Raw genomic sequence first — 20,111 nt, 5'->3', positions numbered from 1 at the left:
CCAGAAGAAGGCGTGGCTCAGCGCTGTTCCAGGGCACTCTTGATAAGCAGATCCGTCTCGAGCAGGGGCAGGCCGACCACGGCGCTATAGCTCCCCTCGATACGGCTGACAAACTTGCCGGCAATCCCCTGAATCCCATAGGCACCCGCCTTGTCACAGGGTTCACCGGTCTCCCAATAGGCCTCGATCTCGGACTCGTCGAGCTTGCGAAAGGCCACGTTGGTGGTCACCAGTCGCACGTCACAACGGTCGGCCGAGGCGAGGGCAACCGCCGTCATCACCTGATGCACGCGCCCGGAGAGGGCCTCGAGCATCTCCTTGGCATCGATCAGGTCGGAAGGCTTCTCCAGCACCCGCTCGCCGAGCACGACTATGGTGTCGGCACCGAGCACGGGATGCGCCTCGGGGGCCACGGCCAACCCGGCCTGCGCCTTGTCGCGCGCCAGCCGGCAGACATAGTCCTGGGGCTTCTCGCCCTCCTGACGGCGCTCCTCGACCTCGCAGCGCAATACCTCGAAGCGGTAGCCCAGCTGGGTCAGCAGCTCGCGGCGACGGGGCGAGCCGGAGGCCAGATAAAGTTGAATAGTGCTCTTCATAACTACTTGATATTGAAGTGTCTTCTCAATTGGCGCAAGACCAGAAAGACCCAGGGCCAGAGAAACATGGTGGATAGGGTAGACCAGAAGTAGCCCACATTCAGATTGGCCCGGCTAAACAGGTGCTCGGCCCAGAAGACGGTGACCTTGCCCACCAGGGTGAGGCCACCCATGATGAGGGCCTGTTGCCACACCGAGAAGTTACGGATCTTCTGAAACTGGAACGCCGCCAGATAGACCATGATGGCCATGGCCATGGCACGCACCCCCAGGGTACTGCCGAGCAACACATCGAGCAGCAGGCCGGCGACCCAGGCACTGCCCACATTGACTCTGTGGGGCAGCGCCAGGGCCCAGTAGACCAGCACCATGGCGAGCCAGTCGGGCCTGAAGGGCACCAGCTGGATCGGCAGGGGCAGAATAGAGAGGCTCAGGGCCAGCAGGATCGACAACCAGATCCAGAGCCGGCCGCTTGCAGGTTGCAACATCAGGACTTTTTCTCCGCTGCGGGGGCCGGGGCACTGGCTTGCTCATCATCGTGGAGCTCGGGACGCTTGTCGGTCCACAGCAGCAACATGTAACGCAGGCGATCGAGCGGCACCAGGGGCTTGGCCTCCACCTGGGCGAACGGCTTGCCCTCCACATAGTCGGCCCGGGTCACGGTCGCCACCGGGTAGCCTTCCGGGAAGCGGCCGCCAAGGCCCGAGGTGACCAGCAGATCGCCGACCTGGATATCGGTGTTGCGCGGCAGGTTACGCAGCTCCAGCCTGTCGAGCTCACCGCTGCCGTTGGCGATCGCGCGCAGGTCGTTACGCAGCACCCGTACCGGCAAGCCGTGGCTGGAGTCGGTGATGAGCAGCACCCGACTGGTGGTCGAACCCACGTGCAGCACCTGACCTATCACACCGAGATCGTTGATCACCGGCTGGCCGTTGTAGACGCCGTCGAGCGCCCCCTTGTTGATCAGGATCTGGTGGCTGAAGGGATCGGAGTCGACCGAGATGAGCTCGGCGACCATCTTGCGCGACTCCTTCTGCACCGGAGAGCCGAGCAGCTCGCGCAGGCGCTGGTTTTCATGCTCAAGATGATCCATCTGCAGCAGGCGAGCGCGCAGGGTAAACAGCTGTTGCTCCTGCTGCTTGGTCTGTTCGATGAGATCGGTACGGGTCTGCACCTGATCGGACATGGAGTCGAGCAGGATGCCGGGGGCATTGGCAAGGTACTGCAGCGGACTGACCAGAGAGCCGAGGTAGACACGGACGTGCTCGAAGGCATTGAAGCGGGAGTCCGCCACAATGGCTGCGATGGAGATAACCACGGCGAGAAAGAGCCGCAGTTGAAGCGAAGGGCCTCGGCCAAATATCGGTTTCATAAATCGTGGTGTCACCCTGTCGGGTCAAGCCGCATCTTGGAGCGGCATCCAATCGCAGCCAGCGGCGATCGACAAGATCGCCGCTGGCTGCAAAAAAGAGCCGGCGTTTGCCGGCTCATCTTCTGTTACTCGTACTGGAACAGGTCGCCGCCGTGCATGTCGATGAGCTCCAGCGCCTTGCCACCACCGCGGGCGACACAGGTAAGCGGATCCTCGGCAACCACCACTGGGATACCGGTCTCTTCCATCAGCAGGCGATCCAGATCACGCAACAGGGCGCCACCACCGGTCAGCACCATGCCGCGCTCGGAGATGTCGGAAGCCAGCTCGGGCGGGGACTGCTCCAGGGCCACCATGACGGCGGAGACGATGCCTGACAGCGGCTCTTGCAGAGCTTCCAGGATCTCGTTGGAGTTGAGGGTGAAGCTGCGGGGCACACCCTCGGCCAGGTTACGACCGCGCACCTCGAGCTCACGCACCTCTTCGCCCGGATAGGCGGAGCCGATCTCGTGCTTGATGCGCTCGGCGGTGGACTCACCGATCAGGCTGCCGTAGTTACGGCGCACATAATTGATGATGGCTTCGTCGAACTTGTCACCACCGATACGCACGGACTGGGCATAGACCACACCGTTGAGGGAGATGATGGCCACCTCGGTCGTACCGCCACCGATGTCCACCACCATGGAGCCGGTCGCCTCGGAGACCGGCAGGCCGGCACCGATGGCCGCCGCCATGGGCTCCTCGATCAGGTGAACTTCCCGGGCACCGGCGCCCAGCGCCGATTCGCGAATGGCACGGCGCTCCACCTGGGTAGAACCGCAGGGGATGCAGACCAGCACGCGCGGGCTGGGGCGGAAGAAGTTGTTGTCGTGAACCTGCTTGATGAAGTGCTGCAGCATCTTCTCGGTCACGTAGAAATCGGCGATCACCCCGTCCTTCATGGGACGGATGGCGGAGATGTTGCCCGGGGTACGGCCCAACATCTGCTTGGCCGCGTGGCCAACGGCGGCCACCGACTTGGCGTTCCCGCGCTCTTGGCGAATGGCGACAACGGACGGTTCGTTGAGGACGATACCCTGATCCTTCACATAAATCAGGGTGTTGGCTGTTCCCAGATCGATCGACAGATCGTTGGAGAAGACGCCTCTGAGCTTTTTGAACATGGCTACGGGAAATCCTAAGAATTTGGAAGAGCAGAAAACCGGCTAACTTTACCAATGCCCATCACGCCCTGCAAGCGAACAACCCCTTAGGATGGGCACGACACGACAATTTATGCGAGCCATCACTTACCTTGAGCCGCCCGCCTCCTGCCGGCGTGGCGGGAGGTGACGGAAAAAACGCCGCCCTCCCGCTCCGGTCAAATTAATTAAACCGCTCACGCCGGTAGATGATGCGATCGCTCCCGCGCGCACTACCGAAGATGGCGATCCCCTGGAGGCTGCGAGGATCGTCTAACAACCAGAGCGGAGCCCCGGGCTGGCGGGAGAGATCCACGCGATAGGGTACGGTGAGGGGGGTACCAGGGGCGCCAAGCTGTAATCGGGTTTCCCCTGCCGCGACGCGAGCCCTGGCGCTGCCGGGGGCCTGGCTGCCCAGGCCGAGGCGGATTGCCCCTGCCGGCGGGAATGAGAGCATGCCGCTACCGGCATCATAGGCCTGCCCGTCGGCGGTGAACTCATAGCCGCTCAGATCGAGCTCGGTGCAGCTGTCATCGACGTTGGGTCGCCAACGTCCATCCTGATACGACTCCACTTGCTGGCGCAAGGCGAGCGGTGTACCGGCGCTCCCCTGCTCGGTACTGACCGCGAGCCGACCGTGACGCAGCACCTGGATACCCAGCCTGACGGCATCACAGCGCCCACTCGGCGCACAATCACCCGCCTCGTCGGCACGCATATCCGGCGCGGCAACCCGGGTCACCACCGGGGTCTCGCCGTCGGCGATCCGCAAGCCGACAGCCAGTTGCATCAGGGATTCCTCAAGGGCCTGGCTACGAGCCAAGCGGGAGTTGGGGCTATCCGGTCTGACCTGGGCAATGCCCTGACCCCACGTCAGCACCGGCTCTTGGTCAATACGGCTGGTCAGCCCCCCGCCGAGATCCCCATTCTCGGCCACCAGCTTGCTCGCCCCTTTGGCAAAGGGCCCACGATAGTTAAGCGTGGTTCCCGCACTCAGGTTACGGGCGGTGACGGTAAACCCGCTGGTAAAGGGCTGCCCCGTATAAGTGAAGGAAGAGCAGGCAGGCAGGATGCGCTTATCGCTAACCGCAAAATCCCACGGGACGAAGCGCCCTATGGGGGCGCTCCAGCGCAGGGGCACCGTTAACGGGGGAGACTCGTCCTGATAGTTGGGGTAGGGGACAAAATCGGTGACGCCGGCACGAATCACCCCCACCTCGCTCCAGCTGGTGGCCAGACGCCCGCTACCGGCGGCCATGGACAGAGTGGCGGGCGACAATAGCCCCCGCACACCACCGGCCGGGGCCAACAGTTGCCAATCCACAGTCCGCCCCTGAGTCGCAAACCCCGGCGTCGCCACATTGGCGCTGTTGATCGCCTGGGCGAGCAGGTTAAAGCCCTCGCCCGCCCTGCGATAGACGGGGCAGGCGGCATAGCTCGCATCATCGCTACCGCTGCAGAGCGACTGCCCCTCCCCTTGCAGCACGATGGCCTTGGGCAGCACGGCAAAGGTGTCACTCCCCTTGAGGTTGAGGGTGCCGGTACTGTCGCTTCTCTGCACGCTCGCATCGAGGCGCAGGACGCCGGCATCCGGATATTGCACCGTGAGCTGGCCAACCCCATTGGCATCGAAGGTCACGTTGGCCGCCGCACCCGCCGCAGACAGGGGCGTTCCATTGACCGTCGGCTGTGCCTGGCTGGGGTCAGAGACCACCTTGCCGTAGTCAAAACGCAGGCTCTGGGTACCGGTCAGCAGGGGGAGGCAGACCCGGGTCGCCCCGGCAGCGGACGACTTGATGGCCCGGATCTCGCTGCTGGCGCTCTCGCCAGCATAGAAGGTCGGCACGTTAAAGCGCAGGGCCGCGTCAACGAAGTCGAGGGTGCAGCCAGGATCGAGCACCCCGTCCCGATAGCAGCGCAGCGGCGCCGCTGGGGCACTCGCCGACGCGCCCAGGGTCACGCTCCCGACCGTGAGCCGGGCCAGGGTGAGATTCGCCAGCCCGCTACTCCCCAGTGACACCGGGTTGCTGCTCCACCCCGCCTGAGGGGAGAGGCTGACCGAGGCGCCCGCGTCAAACAGCTGGCTACAGCTGCTGTCTTTACAGGCCCGCAGCTGCACGCTGGCCTGCTCACAAGTGAGCGCCTGGGCCGAATAGATCAGCTCGTAGTGATCGGGCGCGACGACGGTGGAACATTGATAGGCCCGGCTATCGATCGTCGAATCTTTACCCAGCAGCACCGACTGGGCGTTGATGCGCCCCATCAGATAGGACGCCGACGACAGGCTGACACTTCCTCTGGCACTGTCCGCCTGATAGACCAGCCCGGAGAGGGTCGAGCCATCGGTCAGGGTTGCGCCGTCGTAGAGCACGACCATTAGCTTGCCGACGTCACCCGCGCTATTGCGGCCCGGGCTGTTGATATAGCTGGCCGACCCCATAACCAGCGTCTTCACAAACAGCCTGACCGGGCCATCGATCTCTATCGAGGTGTCATTGCTCATGGTCAGGGTTTCAATCCAGTAATCCCCGGCCGCCAACTTGACGGTATAGGGCCGCCCGCCACGGCCACTGCCCAGGTTCATCGCCTTGATGGTGATGCCCGAATTTTCGATGTTCAGCAGGGATTGGTATGAGGTCGATACAGTGCCAAACGTCATGCCATCGGCCGCCGTGAGATACCGGGTCTCGGCAAACCCCAGCGTCACATCGGCGCCGGTGGCGAGGGGGAAACGAGAAACGGGCGCGCCGCCCCAGGGGGCGACATCACCCACGGCGACGCACAGGCCCCCGTCGCAGTTACTCCCCGAGGTGCCCTTGATCTGGCCATTGGGTCCATAGCCAAGGCGTCCGCCCTGGGTGCCATACACCAGCCCCATGGTATTGCCGGGATTACCGCTCAGGTCGAGCTTGTGAGCACTCGCCCGCCCCTGGGCCGGATAAGGGAAGATAGAGCAGACGTTATCCAGGGCGACGCTCTCGTTGAGCGGCGTGTAGGTGAGGAGCATCGAGTCCCAGCTGATGTCATCGCGATCATAGGCGGCGACGCTCTCGACCCAGAGCTCATAGGTGCCGGCGGCCAGCTCGTAGTTAATTTTCCACTCGATGTCGCCGTTGCGGGTGAAGTAATAGACCAGAGGGGTGTAGGCGCTGTCTGCCGTGCGGATAAAGATCCGGCTGCCCCCCGTGGCCTCCCAATCCTGCAGATTAAAGAGCAAGAGAGAGTCGAGGCGTGAGCGCTTGTTCAGGGTGAAGGTATAACGCACATAAGCGCCGCTCGCCGCCGGGGGATACCAACGGCTCGCGTCTTGATTATCACCGATATGGGTGCGCTGGCTGAAATGAAAGGCGGTGCTGGTGCCATTGGTCACCAGGCGAATGGCACTAAAGGTAAAATCATCCCAATCGTGGCAAGGATAGGCATAGCGCTGATAGGCATTGCCATTGTTATAAAAACAGCTCCCCCACACCGCGATGCGATACTCCCCGGCAGGCAACGATAATTCATTGGCTACGGTGACCCTGTCCCGGCTGCCATCATAACCTTGCAGATCGAGCAGGGTATTCCCATAGCGATCCCAGATAATCACATTCATGCCGGCCTGCAGATCACTGCTTCCTTCGAGCCGAATCTCCTTGAGCATCACGGGATGAGTCAGTCGAAAGTTGATGGGCCGCAGCGCCTGATAATGGCCGCCGGATGGCCACAGCACCTGGGTGGGGCGCAGCGCCGTCGAGTCGTTATCGCCGATATGTCCGTAGCCGGGCAGGAGCACGTCACCAAAAGCGCATGGCGACAGGAGCAGAGCGAGGATCAACAGGAATCGCTCAAGGCGCATGGTTACTCTCCATAGGTTTCCACCGTCAGGGTGCGGCTCACGGCAAAATCGGGGTTGGCGCTATCGAGCTGCCTATCACCGCAGCTTCCCTGCGCGCTCAGGCGCACCCCGGCCACGGAAATACTCCCATCCGAGCTGGAGACAGGCGTGCAGCTGAGTACAGCCTGACAGCCGTCAAGGCCGGGCGTGGTAAAGGTGAGGTTGGCGCCGGGGCACCCGAGCGGTTGCCACTGCCCCTGGGGATAGAGCCGGTAGAGCCCCACCTCCAGGGCACTCTGGGCCGCCATCAGGGCCCGCACGCCGCGCACCTCAAGCGTGTGCTTCTCGCCACTGTCGGTGAGAAAACGGCCCATGGCGGCGGCCAGCAGGGCCATCACGACGATGACGAACAGAGCGATCAGCAGGGCGCTGCCGTGCGTGCGTCTAGGGTTCATTCCACACCCCCATCCTGTGCTCCAGGGTCACGCTCTCCCCCCGCTGGCTCAGGGTCAGTCGCAAGCCAACCTCGCCCCCGTAGCGGGGCGAGGCGATGTCGCGATAGAAGAGTCCCTCGGCGACAAGCCCGGCCACGGGCTCGGTCAGAGCGCTGGCCGCCAGGGATTGCCCCAAGGCCCCCGCCCCCCGCAGCATGCGGCCACTCTGGACGCAGAACAGCACCTGCTCACTGGCAAAATAGACCCGGCGCCCCGGCGATTCGGTGCTAAACGACTGGGCCGTGGTGACCTGCAGGGCGCCGCTGCCCACTGGGCTGACCGTCAGCACCTGACTGGTGCAGGTGCCACCGATGCAGCCTTGTGCCAGCCCCTGCTCGGTCAGGGGGTAGACGATGGCCAGGCTGGCGTCGGTCGGCGCGGCGCCATCGGGGGTCACCAGAGTCATGGCGAACGTCCCCCCGCTCAGCCCCTGATTCAGGCGCAGGTAACGGCTGGCACTCTGGATCGGCCAGAACCGTATGCAGGCCCCCTGCTCGGTCCGATTGCCGTCGAGATCCTCAATCTGCAAGGAGCCAGGCACCGCCTGCCCCACCTCGCGGTTCAAACGCTCGAGGGCGAAGCGAACATCGCTCATCAGCTGTTCACGGGCACTGGCATCCTGATAGATGAGGGTGCCCGTACCGATAAACTGGCTGGAGAAGGTGGCCATGATGCCGAGCAAGAGGATCACCATCACCAGTTCGATCAGGGTGAAGCCGCGCGCCATCAGTAGTTCCCCCGGTAAGCGGCAAAATCCAGACTGCTCCCGTCAGGCAGGCGCACCGTCAGCGTGATGCGCTTGCCGACCGAGCAGGGATCCGCGCAGGCGGTGTCGGGGTCGCTGGCGCTCAGATCGCGCCCCACCACGGCGATGCGCACCGCGAAGTTGCGATACTCATCCTGCGGCCCCAGGGCACTCTGTTGCACCAGGGTATTGGCCGCCAGCCATTGACCCGCGCTGTCGAAGTCGTCCACATCGTTATAGAGATAGGGGGCATTCTCCCCGGGATCCGGACCATAGTGGGCGCTGCTGGTACAGGGAGGATAAGAGACGCCGGCCTGCGTCTCACCACAGCGAAAACGCCCGCCGTTGTGATCCGATGCCTGATCAAACGACGCCTCCATGATCTCACCCAGCAGGCGCTGGGCCAGCTGGGCGGCACGCACCTGCTGCACCGGGTCTACGGCGCGCGGCGCCTGGTTGACCAGTAGCCCGAGGATGCCGGTCAGGGCCACCGCCAGCAGCACAATACCGACGATAAGCTCGATCAGGGTAAAGCCGCGGCTAGGGGATCTCATGGATATACCCCTGGGATTCGATACGCAGGCGCCCCGCTTCGTGGCCATCGCTCACCCGCAACTCGCAGCCACCCAGGCAGGCACCGAGCGGCCGCCCCATACGATCGAAGCGCACGACGAAGCTGCCGGCGTTGTTTAACCAGAGCGTCATGCCTGAGGAGGGAGTAACGAGGCGGCCACGGGTGCGTTGATGGTCGCTCCAGCCGCTGATGGCGCCGGGGGCCGGGCAGTTGGCGCCGACCAGGGCCTGCGTCAGATGGGCAAATCCGGCGGCATCCGCCACCAGCTGGGTACAGCGATCGGGGGGCTCGTGCATGTTGAAGGTCTGCACCAACCGCAGCCGGGTCAGCAGCTCATCGCGCAAGGTTTGGGTTTCCATGCCGCCTTTGCCCAGCCACTTGGGCACGGCAAAGGCGGCCAGAATCCCGAGCAACAGGATTACCAGCACCAGTTCGATCAGGGTAAAGCCATTAATGTCAGAATTAGCGTTAGACATGAATCTTCATCATGAAAATACAAGTATTAGTAAGCATCAATTACTCCCTAACCCTCACAAGAATTAATATCAAAACCGACATTTAAATCTGACAAAACAAAATGGGCAGAGCATATAGCCCTGCCCATTTTATTTATTTGCAATCCGTGGTTTCTACCTTTGCAACAACACCAGTCTTTGCTTGTGTGTAAGTGACAAAGCAATTATCTAGCGCGGTCTTTCCTTTCGGATAGATCATTATGGATACAGGGTCGGTTGCTGTTTCAGGAACTTTATATTCCCATGCGGTACTATCCACATCCAGCAGAGCAGACAGCGCAGCCTGGGTCGCAACGGGATAACCAAAGAGTGTTGCTACTGTTTTCCCCCCCCCAATGTCTAACGCGACTTCATCAGAGGAGGTCTCCTTTCCCTTCAGCACTGCTTTGCTATATACCATTGAACTTGCTGACTTTAGGGATGCTTCAACCGCCTTTAAGGTTGCCGTTCTTGCATCCTCCTGCAGATTCAGGAACTTGGGCGCGGCGGTCACCGCCAGAATGCCCAGAATAATGATCACTATGACCAGTTCGATCAGGGTGAAACCCGACTGCTTTCTCATCACATCATCCTCTTAGTTGATATTGGTCGTCACCTGGCCGGAGGCCGGACGATAGCTAAAACTCATAAACGCATCGGTGCGTCCCTGAGGGTCCTGATACTGGCCGTCACTCCCCTTGGAGAGGCTGTTGACCAGGTAGTAGCGACAGACAGAGTCAACGCCGTTGCTCTGGGCGGTCGCATAATATTTGAGGTCGTTGCCACTGCCGCGCACCGCGGCGAAGGCATCGCTCGCCTTGGGCGGATTTTGCAGCAGACCGTTCCAGATCTTGAGGCAGCGCGCCGCGGTCAGGCTACCCGGGGCCACCTCAATGGTGCCGCTGCCGGCCGTGTCCATGGGGTAACCGGGGGAGAGCACGCCGTCACTGACCTGCTGCTCGGTCGGGGTGGTGAGGTAGAAGCGGGTGCCGTCGTAGACCACGGTATTCTGCTCGTTCTGCTTGTCGCGCCCCTCGGCCTCCCACTGGGCGCGCACCAGCAGCACGCCGGTGGCAAAGCCGCCCGAGACCCCCTCCACGCTCGCCTTCTTCGCCTCTTCGGTCACATCGAGAAAACGTGGCAGGGCCGTGGCCGCCAGGATCCCCAGGATCACGATGACGATGACCAGCTCTATCAGGGAAAAACCCGCGCTCCGTCTACCCATAACTCCTCCCCACTCTCGACTCATTATTCCACGAATTCATGAAAATCAAAGGCATCAATTGGCTACCTTTGAACCTCATCACCCTCTGTCTGCCGCACGGCACCCGTGCGCCAGTCATAGTACCAGCGCACCGCGCCGAGCCCGATCTCGCACCCCTGCGCCCGCAGGTTCAGCGAGAGAGGCTCACCATCCAGATCGCGGCGCCCGATCAGGGCCTGCCACAGCGCAGGGCAAGGATCCGGGGCCATGCCATCGACCCCGTTTGGCCAGCCGTTTGCCGAGAAATACCACAACCGCCCCTCGGCTCTCAGCACCGGGGGGCGCTGGCCCATCAGCCAGAGGCCGTGCAGCCGCTGGCTACGCTCGCCAAACTGGCCGACCAGCTCGGTCAGGGCCGCCACCTGGGCGGCCCCCCGGTGACTCTGATAGGCGCTGGCCAGCAGCCCCATCAGGGTGAAGAGCAGGGTCAGACTCACCGCGAGGCGAAAGCCCCCCAGCCAGCGCCACTGATCCTGCTGCTCACGGCTCATATCGCCCCCTACTGACCGCGCACCACGCGCATCATGTCCCACATGGGGGTGAAGATGCCCAGGGCCAGGATCAGCACCATGACGGCGACGATGCCGATCAGGATCGGCTCGATACGGGCCGTCAGGCTCTTGAGGTCATAGTCCACCTCTCGCTCGTAATACTCGGCCACCTCGAGCATCAGGTCATCAACCTGGCCCGTCTCCTCGCCCACGGCCACCATCTGCAACACCAGAGGAGTGAAGAGGTGACTCTGGGTCGAGGTTCGCAGCAGGGTCTCGCCGCGTTCGACGCCGCTGCGCATCTCGCGAATGCGCAGGGCCATCCAGGCGTTGTCCACCGCCTCGGCCACCAGGGTGAGGGCCGCGTTGAGGGGGACCCCGGCGCGCAGCATCATGGCAAAGCTGCGGGCGAAGCGAGCCAGCAGGGAGCGCTCTATGATGTCGCCGACGATGGGCAGGCGCAGCTGCCAGCGGTGCCACTTCAATTTTCCCGCCGGGGTGCTCACCCACCAGCGCCACCCGGCCACGCCGCCGAGCAGGGCCGCCAGCAGCAGCCACCAGTAATGGACGAAGAAGTGGGAGGTGGCGAGCAGGATCCGGGTGGCGAGCGGCAGCTCGACCCCGAACTTGGCAAACATGCCGGCGAAGGTCGGGATGACGAAGATATTGAGGACCACCATGGCCACGCCGATGGCGATCAGCACGAAGCTGGGGTAGCGCATGGCGGTCTTGATCCGCTTGCGGGTCTCCAGCTCCAGCTCGAAGTAGTTGGCCAGCTGCAGGAAGGCCTCCTCCAGCTGACCCGTGTTCTCCCCCACGTGAATGATGGCGATAAAGAGGGAGCTAAAGACCCTGGGATGGGCCTGCATGGCGGTGGAGAGCGGCTTGCCGTTGCCGAGCTCCTCGCCGAGGTTCACCAGCGCACGCTTGAGCGGCTTGCTGTGGGTGGTGTCGGCCAGTCCGGCCATGGCGCGCAGAATGGGGATGCCGGCCCGGGTCAGGGCGTACATCTGGCGGGTGAAGATGACCAGCTCTTCGAGGCGCACGCCTCGCTCGAGCAGCAGCGACCAGTCGATGGCCGCTGCCCTCGCCTTGCCGGGGCGGATCTCGGTGGGCAGTATGCCACGGCGCATCAGGGCCTCGGCGGCCGCCATCTCGCTCGCCGCATCCAGCTCGCCACGCGCCTCCCGGCCCTGATTGTCTCGTCCCCGATAGATGTAGTGGGCCATGGCTTACCCCAGGTCCTCGGCCAACCGCAGCACCTCGTCGAGCGAGGTGACACCGGTGCGGGCATAGTCGAGGGCTACCCGGGCCAGGGGGCGGTAGAGGGGCTGCTCGCGGGCGGCCCGGGCGAAGCCCTCGGCATCGTCCCGACGCAGGGCATCCATCATGGACTGGTCCAGCTCGAGCAGCTCATAGACCCCGATCCGGCCCCGGTAGCCGGTGAAGTTGCAGCTCTGGCAGCCGCGACCGACGTGATAGGCGTGCTCACCTGGACGCTCGCCGCTCAGGGTGGCGAGCCAGGTGGCTTGCGCCTGATCGGGCTCGGCCGGCTGACGACAGTGTTCACACAGACGGCGCACCAGACGCTGGGCCACCACGGCGCGCAGGGCGCTGGCCACCAGATAGCCCGGCGCCCCCATGTCGATGAGGCGCAGGGCACTGGTGACTGCGTCGTTGGTGTGCAGGGTGGTGAGCACCAGGTGGCCCGTGATGGCGCCGCGCAGGCCTATCTCCACTGTCTCGTTGTCGCGCATCTCCCCCACCAGCAGTATGTCCGGGTCCTGACGCAGGGTAGAGCGCAGCACGGCGGAGAAGGTGAGGCCGATCTTGGGGTTGACCTGCACCTGGTTGATGCGGGGAATGCGATACTCCACCGGATCTTCTACCGTGATGATCTTGTGGCTCGGCTGGTTGATCTCGGAGAGCGCCCCGTAGAGGGTGGTGGTCTTGCCGCTCCCGGTGGGGCCGGTGACCAGGATCATGCCATGGGGGCGTTTGAGCTGGCGGCGAAAGCGCACCAGGATCTCGGGCGGCATGCCGGTATCGTCGAGGGAGAGCAGGCCGCCGGACTGATCCAGCAGACGCATCACCACCGACTCCCCGTGCTGCACCGGCATGGTGGAGATCCGCACATCGACGTCGTGACCGCGCACCTTCATGTTGAAGCGGCCATCCTGAGGCAACCGCTTCTCCGAGATGTCGAGCCCGGCGACCAGCTTGAGACGCAGCACCAGCGCCTGGGCGATCCGCACCTCGTTGAGCACGTTCTCGTGCAGCACACCGTCGATCCGCTGGCGAATGCGCAGCACCTTCTCGTCCGGCTCGATATGGATGTCGGAGGCCCCCATCTGCACCGCGTCCTCAAACAGGGAGCGCAGCAGCTTGGCCACCGTGGCCTCTCCCTCTCCGGCCCCCTCGAGTGCACTGCCCCCCAGCTCGAAGTCCGCCTCCTGATACTCCTCGCGCAGCTGCTCGGCAAAGCTCTCGATCTCGCGGGTACGGCGATAGAGGCGGTCGAAGTAGTCGAGCAGTTGCCCCTCGCGAGCGACCGCCAGGGCCATCTGACGCGGTGCCAGCAGGGCCGCAACCGCATCGAGGGCGCTGAGATCAGCCGGATCCGACATGGCGACCGTCACCACGTCGTCGCTGCGATTGACCGCCAGGGCGCGGTAGCGACGGGCCTGCACCTCGGGCAGCAGCTGCACCGCCGCCGCGTCTATGGTGAGGGTGTTAAGATCGAAGAAGGGCACCTCCAGCTGACGGGCGAGAAACTGCAGCAGCTGCACCTCGCTGATGAAGCCGAGCTCGATCAGGGTCGCCCCCAGCTTGCGGCCGGTCTGGCGCTGCTGCTGCAGGGCCAGTTGCAGCTGATCGTCCGAGACGATCTGCTCCTGCACCAGCAGGTCACCGAGCCGCATCTTCAGTCTGGGTTGTACCATGGTTACTCCTTCATCATGGGGTCAGGGCGGCGATGCGCTGCCCCAGCCACTGGCTCGAGGCATCGCCGAGCCCGCCGTGCAGTTGGGCGCTGCGATAGGCATCGAGGGCACGCTCCCCGTTGCCCAGGCGCTCCTCGGCCACCCCCAGCCCCAGCCACCAGCGCCCCTCGTCGGGCTTGCTGCGCAGCAGTTGCAGATAGAGATCCCGAGCCTCGCCGCTGCGCCCCAGCTCCTGGGCCACGCCGGCCCAGGTTGCGTAATAGTCGAGGTTGCCGGGCAGCGGCGGACGCGCCCCGGCCAGCCAGTTGAGGGCCTGGGGTTGCTGCCCGGTCGCCAGTGCCAGTCGGGCCAGCAAGAGGCGAAAATCGGGTTCGACCGGGTGCAGGCGCACCCCCTCTTCGAGCAGACGGTTGGCCTCCTCGAGGCGCCCCTGGCCATAGAGCAGGGCCGCCAGCTGCTTGCGCGGCGCCACCTGCTGCGGCTGCTGCTCGAGCAGCGCCACATATTGCCGCTCCGCCTCGGCCAGATCGCCCTTGGCCATGGCGCTGCTGGCCTTCTTGTCGGCCAGAGTTGCCAGCTCGCCCGGCGAGAGGGAGACCCGCTCGATACGGAGCTCATTTTTGGGCTGAGCCTTGGGCGCCTCGACGGGGCGGGCGGCCAGCGCATCTTCTTCTTGCCGCTCCGGCTGCAAGGCGGCATCGAGCCTGGCATAGAAGGCCTCGGGGTCTTCACCGGGCGGAACCACCAGCTCGTCGCCCGCCTCTGCCGGCGCGGGAGACTCGGGCACGGGCAGGACAACCCGGGTATCCGGCTCTTGGGTCGGGCTCACCGGCTCGGCGGCTTGGGGCGCCGGCGCCGCCCTGTCTGGGGGCGTTGCTGCGTCGGGTGGCGTGGCCATGCCAGTGGAGCTTGCCACGGCGACCAGATTATCCACCTCGGGGGCTGAGCGGGCGGCATCGGCCTGCCAATAGAGCCAGCCTCGCCAGCCCACCAACAGCAGGCCGGCCAGGCAGGTGAGGGTCACCAGGGCGAGCAGCCAGAGCGGCGTGCGAGCCGCAGGCTGATAGCGGGCGCCTTCCCCCTCTTTCTGGTGACGCCCTTCGAGATCTTTAAGCATCTGGTTGATGACGCTCATCGGCTCGCCCCCCAGACCAGCAGGGCCAGCAGCCCGATCCCCAGCCCCCACCAGAGCGGCCCACGGCCACCCCTGGCGTCGGCGGTGTCGCGCACCGCCTCACGCACCAGAGGGCGACCCACCTCACGCAACCCCTTGCCATAGGCCAACATCAGGCTCTTGTGAGCCAGTATGTTGAGCAGGCGGGGGATGCCACGGGCAGAGCGCCACAGCAGGCGCTGGGCGGCGGCACTGAAGAGGGGCGCCCCGCGGTAACCGGAGACCAGTAGCCGATGCTCGAGATAGGCGCGCGCCTCGTCACGACGCAGGGGGCGCAGGGCATAGGAGAAGCCGATGCGCTGGCGCAGCTGGCGCAGGTGCGCCTTGCCCAGCCGGTTGTCGAGTTCGGGCTGGCCAAACAGCACCACCTGGAGCAGCTTGCTCGATTCGGTCTCGAGGTTGCCAAACAGGCGGATCGCCTCCAGGGTGTCGTCGGGCAGGGCCTGGGCCTCGTCGATCAACACCACCACCCGAAATCCCTGCTGGTGCAGGGCGATGAGGTGCCGGTGCAACCGGTCGGTGAGATCCAGCTCCCACCCCTCCTGACGCGCCATGCCGAGCTCATGGGCCAGGGCCGCACGCAGCTCGTCCGGGGTCAGGTGCGGGTTGGGCAACCAGGCGCAGCGCACCGGTCGGGCCTCGGAGCCGAGCTCGCCGAGCAGCTTGCGGCAGAGCAGGGTCTTGCCGGTGCCCACCTCGCCGGTCACCTTGATGAAGCCCTCTCCCTGGTCCAGCGCCCAGCGCAGCACCTCGAGCGCCTCCTCATGGGGAGGCAGCCCGTAGTAGAAGCCGGTGTTGGGGGTGAGGCCGAAGGGGGCCTCACTCAGGCCGAAGTGCTCCAGGTACATGCCTTAGGGTCCGGCCGGATACCATTTGTCGAGCAGCTCGCTGGAGCGTTGCAGCTCCTGCTGCCAAGTGTTGCTCTCGACTATAGTGGGCTTGAGCATGATCACCAGCTCCACCTTCTGGGTCTTCTCGTTGCGGTTGGTGAAGGCCTCGCCCACCCAGGGGATGTCCCCCAGCAGCGGCACCTTGCTCACCACCTCTTTCTTGTCGGTCTTCATCAGGCCGCCGATGACGATGATGTCGCCATTATTGGCCTGCACCACGGTATCGGACTCGCGGATCGAGCTCTTGGCGAGGGGGAGCTCCAGTGGCGTGGCCGTGCCTATGCTGATGCTCTTCTTCTGCTCCTCGGTGTCGATGACGGAGGGGTGGATATGCAGCAGCACCCGCCCCTGCTCGTCGATCTGGGGGGTCACGTCCAGGGCAATGCCCGAGAAGAAGGGGGTCAGCTCCACGTTGGGGCTGACGACCGGCTCGGAGCCAGTGGCCGTGGTCACAGTGGTGGAGGCGCGGGTGACGAAGTACTCGTCAGAACCCACCTTGATCACCGCCTTCTGGTTGTTGGTGGCCGTCACTCTGGGGCTCGAGAGGGTGTTGACGTCCCCCTGGGTCTTGAGCAGATTGACCGCCACATTGAAGTTACCGTCAGAGATCGCAAAGCCTGCGCCGCCACCGATGGCTTTGAAAATGACATTTTCATTACCAACCTTGTCGCTGCCCAGGGTGCCGCCCGCCACCCCCTTGTTACCGTCCCAGGTGGCAGAGAGACCATTCCAGTCGACGCCCTGCTCATACCCCTCATTGAGTCCCACCTCGAGGATCCTCGCCTCCAGGATCACCTGCCGCTTGAGGTGCTCCTCAGACTGGTTGAGGAATCCCTTCACCGCCTTGAGCTCGGCCGGATAGGCACGTATCGTCACCAGCCCAGCCTGTGGGCTGACGATCACGGCCCGCCCCTCACCGTTACCGATCAGGGTCTGCAAGGCCTCGCGCAGATCGCGCCAGTAGTCAGCCTCGTTGTCGGTCTCGATGCGGGTGCCATTTCCCGTGGTCTGGCTGCCCGAATCGCTGTTGCTGTTGTTGCTGCCGCTACTGCTATTGCTGTTGTTAAAGTCGCTGCTGCCGTCGTTGCTATTGGTGTTGGTCACCCCGCCGGTGGAGACTGTGGTGCGCGACATGCCGCGGCGGGCCATCATCAGGTAGTTGACCGGTATGGTTTCGGTGCGCAGCCCGGCCGGGTAGATGTGGTAGACATAGCCCCGGCGCTGGATGTCGAAGCCGTACATGTCGGCGACCGTGGTCAGCGCCTCGCTCAGGGTCACGTCCTTGAGCTCCAGGGTGATGAGACCGCTGACCCCGGGATGCAGCGCCACGCTGTAGCGGGATCCCTTGAACAGAGAGCCGAAGAAATCGGCCGCCTCGACCTCTTGAGCGGCGATGCGAAGGCGCTTCTCGGGCACCGGCGGCGGCGTCAGGTTGGGGGCGGGCAGCGCCAGCAGCTCGCTCTGCACCGCGCTGGGCAGTGTCAGCGGTGGCGCCGGCTTGCGCTGTGCCTCCCGCAGGGCCTCCTTGGCCTCATTGGGTTGCGGATGCTGATAGCTGGTACAGCCGGCCGCAACCAGCGCGAGAGAGAGAAGGGTGTACTGAAATGATCTCATGGGTCGTCTATCCGAAAGCGCCGGGGGGTTCCCTAGCGAATCACCTTGTCACCGAAGAGGATCAGGCTGGTCTTCTCCTGCCCCCGCTCCAGCACCACACTGTCTCCTGTGATGCTGCTGATGTGCCACCCGGCGACCTGGTCACCCTGGCGATAACTCTTGCCCCCGAGCACGGCCAGCGCCGGGCCATTGCCAATCACTATGCTCTGCAGCCTGGGCAGCCCGGTCGCCGCGACCTGGGTCGCGCCACCACTGCTGCCGCCGGTCAGGGGGGTGGTGGGGTCCTTGAGAGGGGTGCCGAGCGCCGCGACGGCCCCCAACACCAGAAACAGACTAGCCACGGATAAACTCCTTGCTGGCGCTCAGGGTATAGATAGCCAGACTCACTCTGGCCTGGGGCCACGCCTCGACCCGGTAGTCAAACTGGCGCCAGTAGAAGTGGCGTGGCAGCCCCTCGAGCGCCTGAAGATAGCGATAAACATCGAAGTAGCCTCCCTCCAGCACCAGCTCAATCTCATGGCGATAGAGATTGGCCTTCTGCTCGGGGGGAAGCAGGGGCTCAGGAGGGCGACTGGTCATGGATATCAGGCGCAGGCGATCGCCGTGGGCCAGCAGGCCTTGCAGGGCCGCCGGCATCTCCTCGGCGGCGATCAGATCCACCGTCTGCTCGCGCAGGCTCTTTTGCAAGGCGGCGAGCCGCTCCCGGCTCTGATTGATATCGCGGCTCACTTCCGCATTGGGATCTCGGCCCAGGCGCGCCTTGCGCCCCTCGATCCCGAGCCGGGCAATCTCGCCATCGCGCATCAACGACTCAATCCTGTCGCGGCTCTGGGCCTGGCGTTCCAGTGCCGGGCCAATCCAGTATTCGCCCAAGGGCAACAGCAAGAGCACCAGCCCGGTGACGAGCATCATCCAGCGCTCGCGCTGGGAGAGCCGCCCGACCCGTTCGCTCAGTTGCTGCCACTGCTGGCTCAAGGATGCGGCGTTCATGGGGTCTCCTTGGGGAGCGACCCCAGTTGGAACAAGAGCCGCCCCTTGGGATCACGGCTGAGCAGGAATTCGGGGAAGGCTTTGCCGGCGAGGCTGCGGGTCTCACCGAAGCGGGCCACCCAGGCGGGGACCTCCTCGCTGCCGTGGGTCTCACCGCCCAGGCTGATGTGTTCGCCCTCGACCCGGATCCGCTGCAGGGAGAGCCCGGGGGCCGAGAGGCCGGCGAGCTCGCGCAGGAGCAGGGCATGGCTCTGCCCCCGCTCCGGGGCCAGGGCCCCGAGTTGCTGCAACATCAGCTCCATACCGCCGATCTGGTCACGCAGGCCGGTCAGCTCGCTGGCGAGCGCCGCGCTTGGCTGGTGCCGAGCCAACTCGGCGTCGAGCCGCGCCGACTCGGCGCCGAGCCGACTGAGCTCGGCATCCAGCTGCCGTTGACGGGCATCCAGCTCACTCTGCTGCCAACTCAGGTAGGCCCCCATGCCCAACAGCAACAACAGGGCGCCTCCCCAGGCCAGCATCATCTGCGCCAGGCTGGCCCACTGGCGGCGGGGGCGAAACTCGGGCCCATAGAGGTTGATCCGGGTTTTCATGAGCCGACCCTCCTGGCCACCGCATAGGCCGGCAGGTAGTCGATGCCACTCAGAATCGCCTTATTGGCCATGGCCGAGACGGCGAAGCCGAAGCTCTGCTCCAGATGCCCCACCAGGGCACCCAGTCCCGGCGAGGTCAGGGCCAGCTGCAGGGTCGCGCACTCGGGTAGCTTGAGCTGCCCCTGCAGATAATCGAGGGAGCGTTGCAGCTCGAGAGCCAGAGAGTCGAGCTCCATGGGCTCGAGGCCAGCGCTGGCCAGCCCCTTGAAGCCGCGCAGCACCCGGGAGAAGCAGAGCCCGCCACGATGGAACACCAGCAGCTGCAACTCCTGCCCTGTGGGTTGCCAGAGCAAAAAGCGCACGGCCCCATCCGCCTCGAACAGGGCGCTGAGGGCAAGCTCGTCGGTGGTGATGGTCTCGAGTCGGGCGACCTGATTGACCGCATCGGCCCACTGCTGCACCCGGCTGCGGGGGACGGCGATCACATTGATGCGGGGGCGCCCCGCAGGCGGGGTCGGCAGGTCGACATAGTCGAGGGAGAGCTGCATCACGGGCTCGCTGACGTAGTCCTTGATGGCCCAGGGCAGGGCCCCGGCCAGCTCTTCCTCGGGGACGGCGGGCTTGTCGATCTGCACCTGCTGGTAGAACTCACTGGAGAGCACCAGATGAACCTTGCTCTGTCCGGGGGCATGGCGAGCGAGGAGGGCGGGGATGGCTGACGCCCACTCCTGGGGACCGGCACAGGGGAGCGACGCGAACAGGGGAGCCGGCTCGGCACAGGCCAGCCAGAGTCGATCTCGTCCCAACAACAGCCCGACCGGGTCGGACTGCGACCTACCTTTGAACCATCGGCGCATCAATCCACTCTGCGATCTCGTCG

21 protein-coding genes are annotated in these 20,111 nt (G+C 64.5%); all 21 read right to left on the bottom strand.

Going from position 1 to position 20,111, the window contains the following annotated elements; genetic code table 11:
• Nucleotides 1-17: 17 nt before the first annotated feature.
• Nucleotides 18-596 carry a Maf family protein gene (locus BN1121_RS05720; protein WP_005352888.1) on the bottom strand — a complete coding sequence of 193 codons (579 nt, stop codon included), beginning with the start codon at nucleotides 594-596 and terminating at the stop codon, nucleotides 18-20.
• Nucleotides 597-598: 2 nt separating this feature from the next.
• The gene (gene mreD, locus BN1121_RS05715; RefSeq protein WP_005352891.1) at nucleotides 599-1,084 is read right to left on the bottom strand and encodes a rod shape-determining protein MreD; all 486 of its coding nucleotides are present in this window, start codon (nucleotides 1,082-1,084) and stop codon (nucleotides 599-601) included.
• Nucleotides 1,084-1,968, bottom strand: a complete 885-nt coding sequence (gene mreC, locus BN1121_RS05710) for a rod shape-determining protein MreC (RefSeq protein WP_005352892.1) — start codon at nucleotides 1,966-1,968, stop codon at nucleotides 1,084-1,086. Before mreC ends, mreD begins: the two co-directional genes overlap by 1 nt.
• A gap of 125 nt (nucleotides 1,969-2,093) precedes the next feature.
• On the bottom strand, nucleotides 2,094-3,134 hold the full coding sequence (locus tag BN1121_RS05705) for a rod shape-determining protein (RefSeq protein ID WP_005352893.1): 1,041 nt from the start codon (nucleotides 3,132-3,134) through the stop codon (nucleotides 2,094-2,096).
• Nucleotides 3,135-3,336: 202 nt separating this feature from the next.
• Nucleotides 3,337-6,990 (bottom strand): DUF6701 domain-containing protein, encoded by a 3,654-nt coding sequence (locus tag BN1121_RS05700; protein WP_005352894.1) that lies wholly within the window; start codon nucleotides 6,988-6,990, stop codon nucleotides 3,337-3,339.
• Between the two features lie 2 nt (nucleotides 6,991-6,992).
• Nucleotides 6,993-7,424, bottom strand: a complete 432-nt coding sequence (locus tag BN1121_RS05695) for a hypothetical protein (protein ID WP_005352895.1) — start codon at nucleotides 7,422-7,424, stop codon at nucleotides 6,993-6,995.
• Nucleotides 7,414-8,190 carry a type II secretion system protein gene (locus BN1121_RS05690; protein ID WP_005352896.1) on the bottom strand — a complete coding sequence of 259 codons (777 nt, stop codon included), beginning with the start codon at nucleotides 8,188-8,190 and terminating at the stop codon, nucleotides 7,414-7,416. Before BN1121_RS05690 ends, BN1121_RS05695 begins: the two co-directional genes overlap by 11 nt.
• On the bottom strand, nucleotides 8,190-8,762 hold the full coding sequence (locus tag BN1121_RS05685; RefSeq protein ID WP_005352897.1) for a prepilin-type N-terminal cleavage/methylation domain-containing protein: 573 nt from the start codon (nucleotides 8,760-8,762) through the stop codon (nucleotides 8,190-8,192). Before BN1121_RS05685 ends, BN1121_RS05690 begins: the two co-directional genes overlap by 1 nt.
• A complete protein-coding gene (locus BN1121_RS05680) occupies nucleotides 8,749-9,258 on the bottom strand; it encodes a prepilin-type N-terminal cleavage/methylation domain-containing protein (RefSeq protein WP_005352898.1) in 510 nt (169 codons plus the stop codon). The genes BN1121_RS05685 and BN1121_RS05680 overlap by 14 nt, the downstream gene beginning before the upstream one ends.
• Nucleotides 9,259-9,391: 133 nt before the next feature.
• Complete coding sequence (locus BN1121_RS05675) at nucleotides 9,392-9,859, bottom strand: prepilin-type N-terminal cleavage/methylation domain-containing protein (RefSeq protein ID WP_005352899.1); 468 nt, start codon at nucleotides 9,857-9,859, stop codon at nucleotides 9,392-9,394.
• 12 nt (nucleotides 9,860-9,871) lie between these two features.
• Nucleotides 9,872-10,501, bottom strand: a complete 630-nt coding sequence (locus tag BN1121_RS05670) for a type II secretion system protein (protein WP_005352900.1) — start codon at nucleotides 10,499-10,501, stop codon at nucleotides 9,872-9,874.
• 62 nt (nucleotides 10,502-10,563) lie between these two features.
• Entirely contained in the window at nucleotides 10,564-11,031 is a 468-nt protein-coding gene (locus tag BN1121_RS19695; RefSeq protein WP_005352908.1) for a hypothetical protein, read from the bottom strand.
• Between the two features lie 8 nt (nucleotides 11,032-11,039).
• Nucleotides 11,040-12,260, bottom strand: a complete 1,221-nt coding sequence (locus BN1121_RS05660) for a type II secretion system F family protein (RefSeq protein ID WP_005352925.1) — start codon at nucleotides 12,258-12,260, stop codon at nucleotides 11,040-11,042.
• Nucleotides 12,261-12,263: 3 nt separating this feature from the next.
• A complete protein-coding gene (gene mshE / locus BN1121_RS05655; RefSeq protein WP_005352928.1) occupies nucleotides 12,264-13,973 on the bottom strand; it encodes an MSHA fimbrial ATPase MshE in 1,710 nt (569 codons plus the stop codon).
• A gap of 13 nt (nucleotides 13,974-13,986) precedes the next feature.
• Nucleotides 13,987-15,108, bottom strand: a complete 1,122-nt coding sequence (locus BN1121_RS05650; protein ID WP_005352931.1) for a tetratricopeptide repeat protein — start codon at nucleotides 15,106-15,108, stop codon at nucleotides 13,987-13,989.
• On the bottom strand, nucleotides 15,105-15,995 hold the full coding sequence (locus tag BN1121_RS05645) for an ExeA family protein (RefSeq protein WP_005352939.1): 891 nt from the start codon (nucleotides 15,993-15,995) through the stop codon (nucleotides 15,105-15,107). The genes BN1121_RS05650 and BN1121_RS05645 overlap by 4 nt, the downstream gene beginning before the upstream one ends.
• 3 nt (nucleotides 15,996-15,998) lie before the next feature.
• Nucleotides 15,999-17,651, bottom strand: a complete 1,653-nt coding sequence (gene mshL, locus BN1121_RS05640) for a pilus (MSHA type) biogenesis protein MshL (RefSeq protein WP_005352940.1) — start codon at nucleotides 17,649-17,651, stop codon at nucleotides 15,999-16,001.
• Between the two features lie 32 nt (nucleotides 17,652-17,683).
• Nucleotides 17,684-17,992, bottom strand: a complete 309-nt coding sequence (locus BN1121_RS05635) for a SctD/MshK family protein (protein ID WP_005352942.1) — start codon at nucleotides 17,990-17,992, stop codon at nucleotides 17,684-17,686.
• Nucleotides 17,985-18,641 carry a hypothetical protein gene (locus tag BN1121_RS05630; RefSeq protein WP_005352944.1) on the bottom strand — a complete coding sequence of 219 codons (657 nt, stop codon included), beginning with the start codon at nucleotides 18,639-18,641 and terminating at the stop codon, nucleotides 17,985-17,987. The genes BN1121_RS05635 and BN1121_RS05630 overlap by 8 nt, the downstream gene beginning before the upstream one ends.
• The gene (locus tag BN1121_RS05625) at nucleotides 18,638-19,231 is read right to left on the bottom strand and encodes a hypothetical protein (protein WP_005352946.1); all 594 of its coding nucleotides are present in this window, start codon (nucleotides 19,229-19,231) and stop codon (nucleotides 18,638-18,640) included. The genes BN1121_RS05630 and BN1121_RS05625 overlap by 4 nt, the downstream gene beginning before the upstream one ends.
• Nucleotides 19,228-20,088: a hypothetical protein gene (locus BN1121_RS05620; RefSeq protein WP_005352948.1), complete on the bottom strand. Its 861-nt coding sequence runs from the start codon at nucleotides 20,086-20,088 to the stop codon at nucleotides 19,228-19,230. Before BN1121_RS05620 ends, BN1121_RS05625 begins: the two co-directional genes overlap by 4 nt.
• Nucleotides 20,089-20,111 lie beyond the last annotated feature (23 nt).

Origin of the sequence: Aeromonas diversa CDC 2478-85 (assembly GCF_000819805.1) — a bacterium.
Taxonomy (GTDB): domain Bacteria; phylum Pseudomonadota; class Gammaproteobacteria; order Enterobacterales; family Aeromonadaceae; genus Aeromonas; species Aeromonas diversa.
This window is presented reverse-complemented; position numbering and strand designations above follow the sequence as displayed.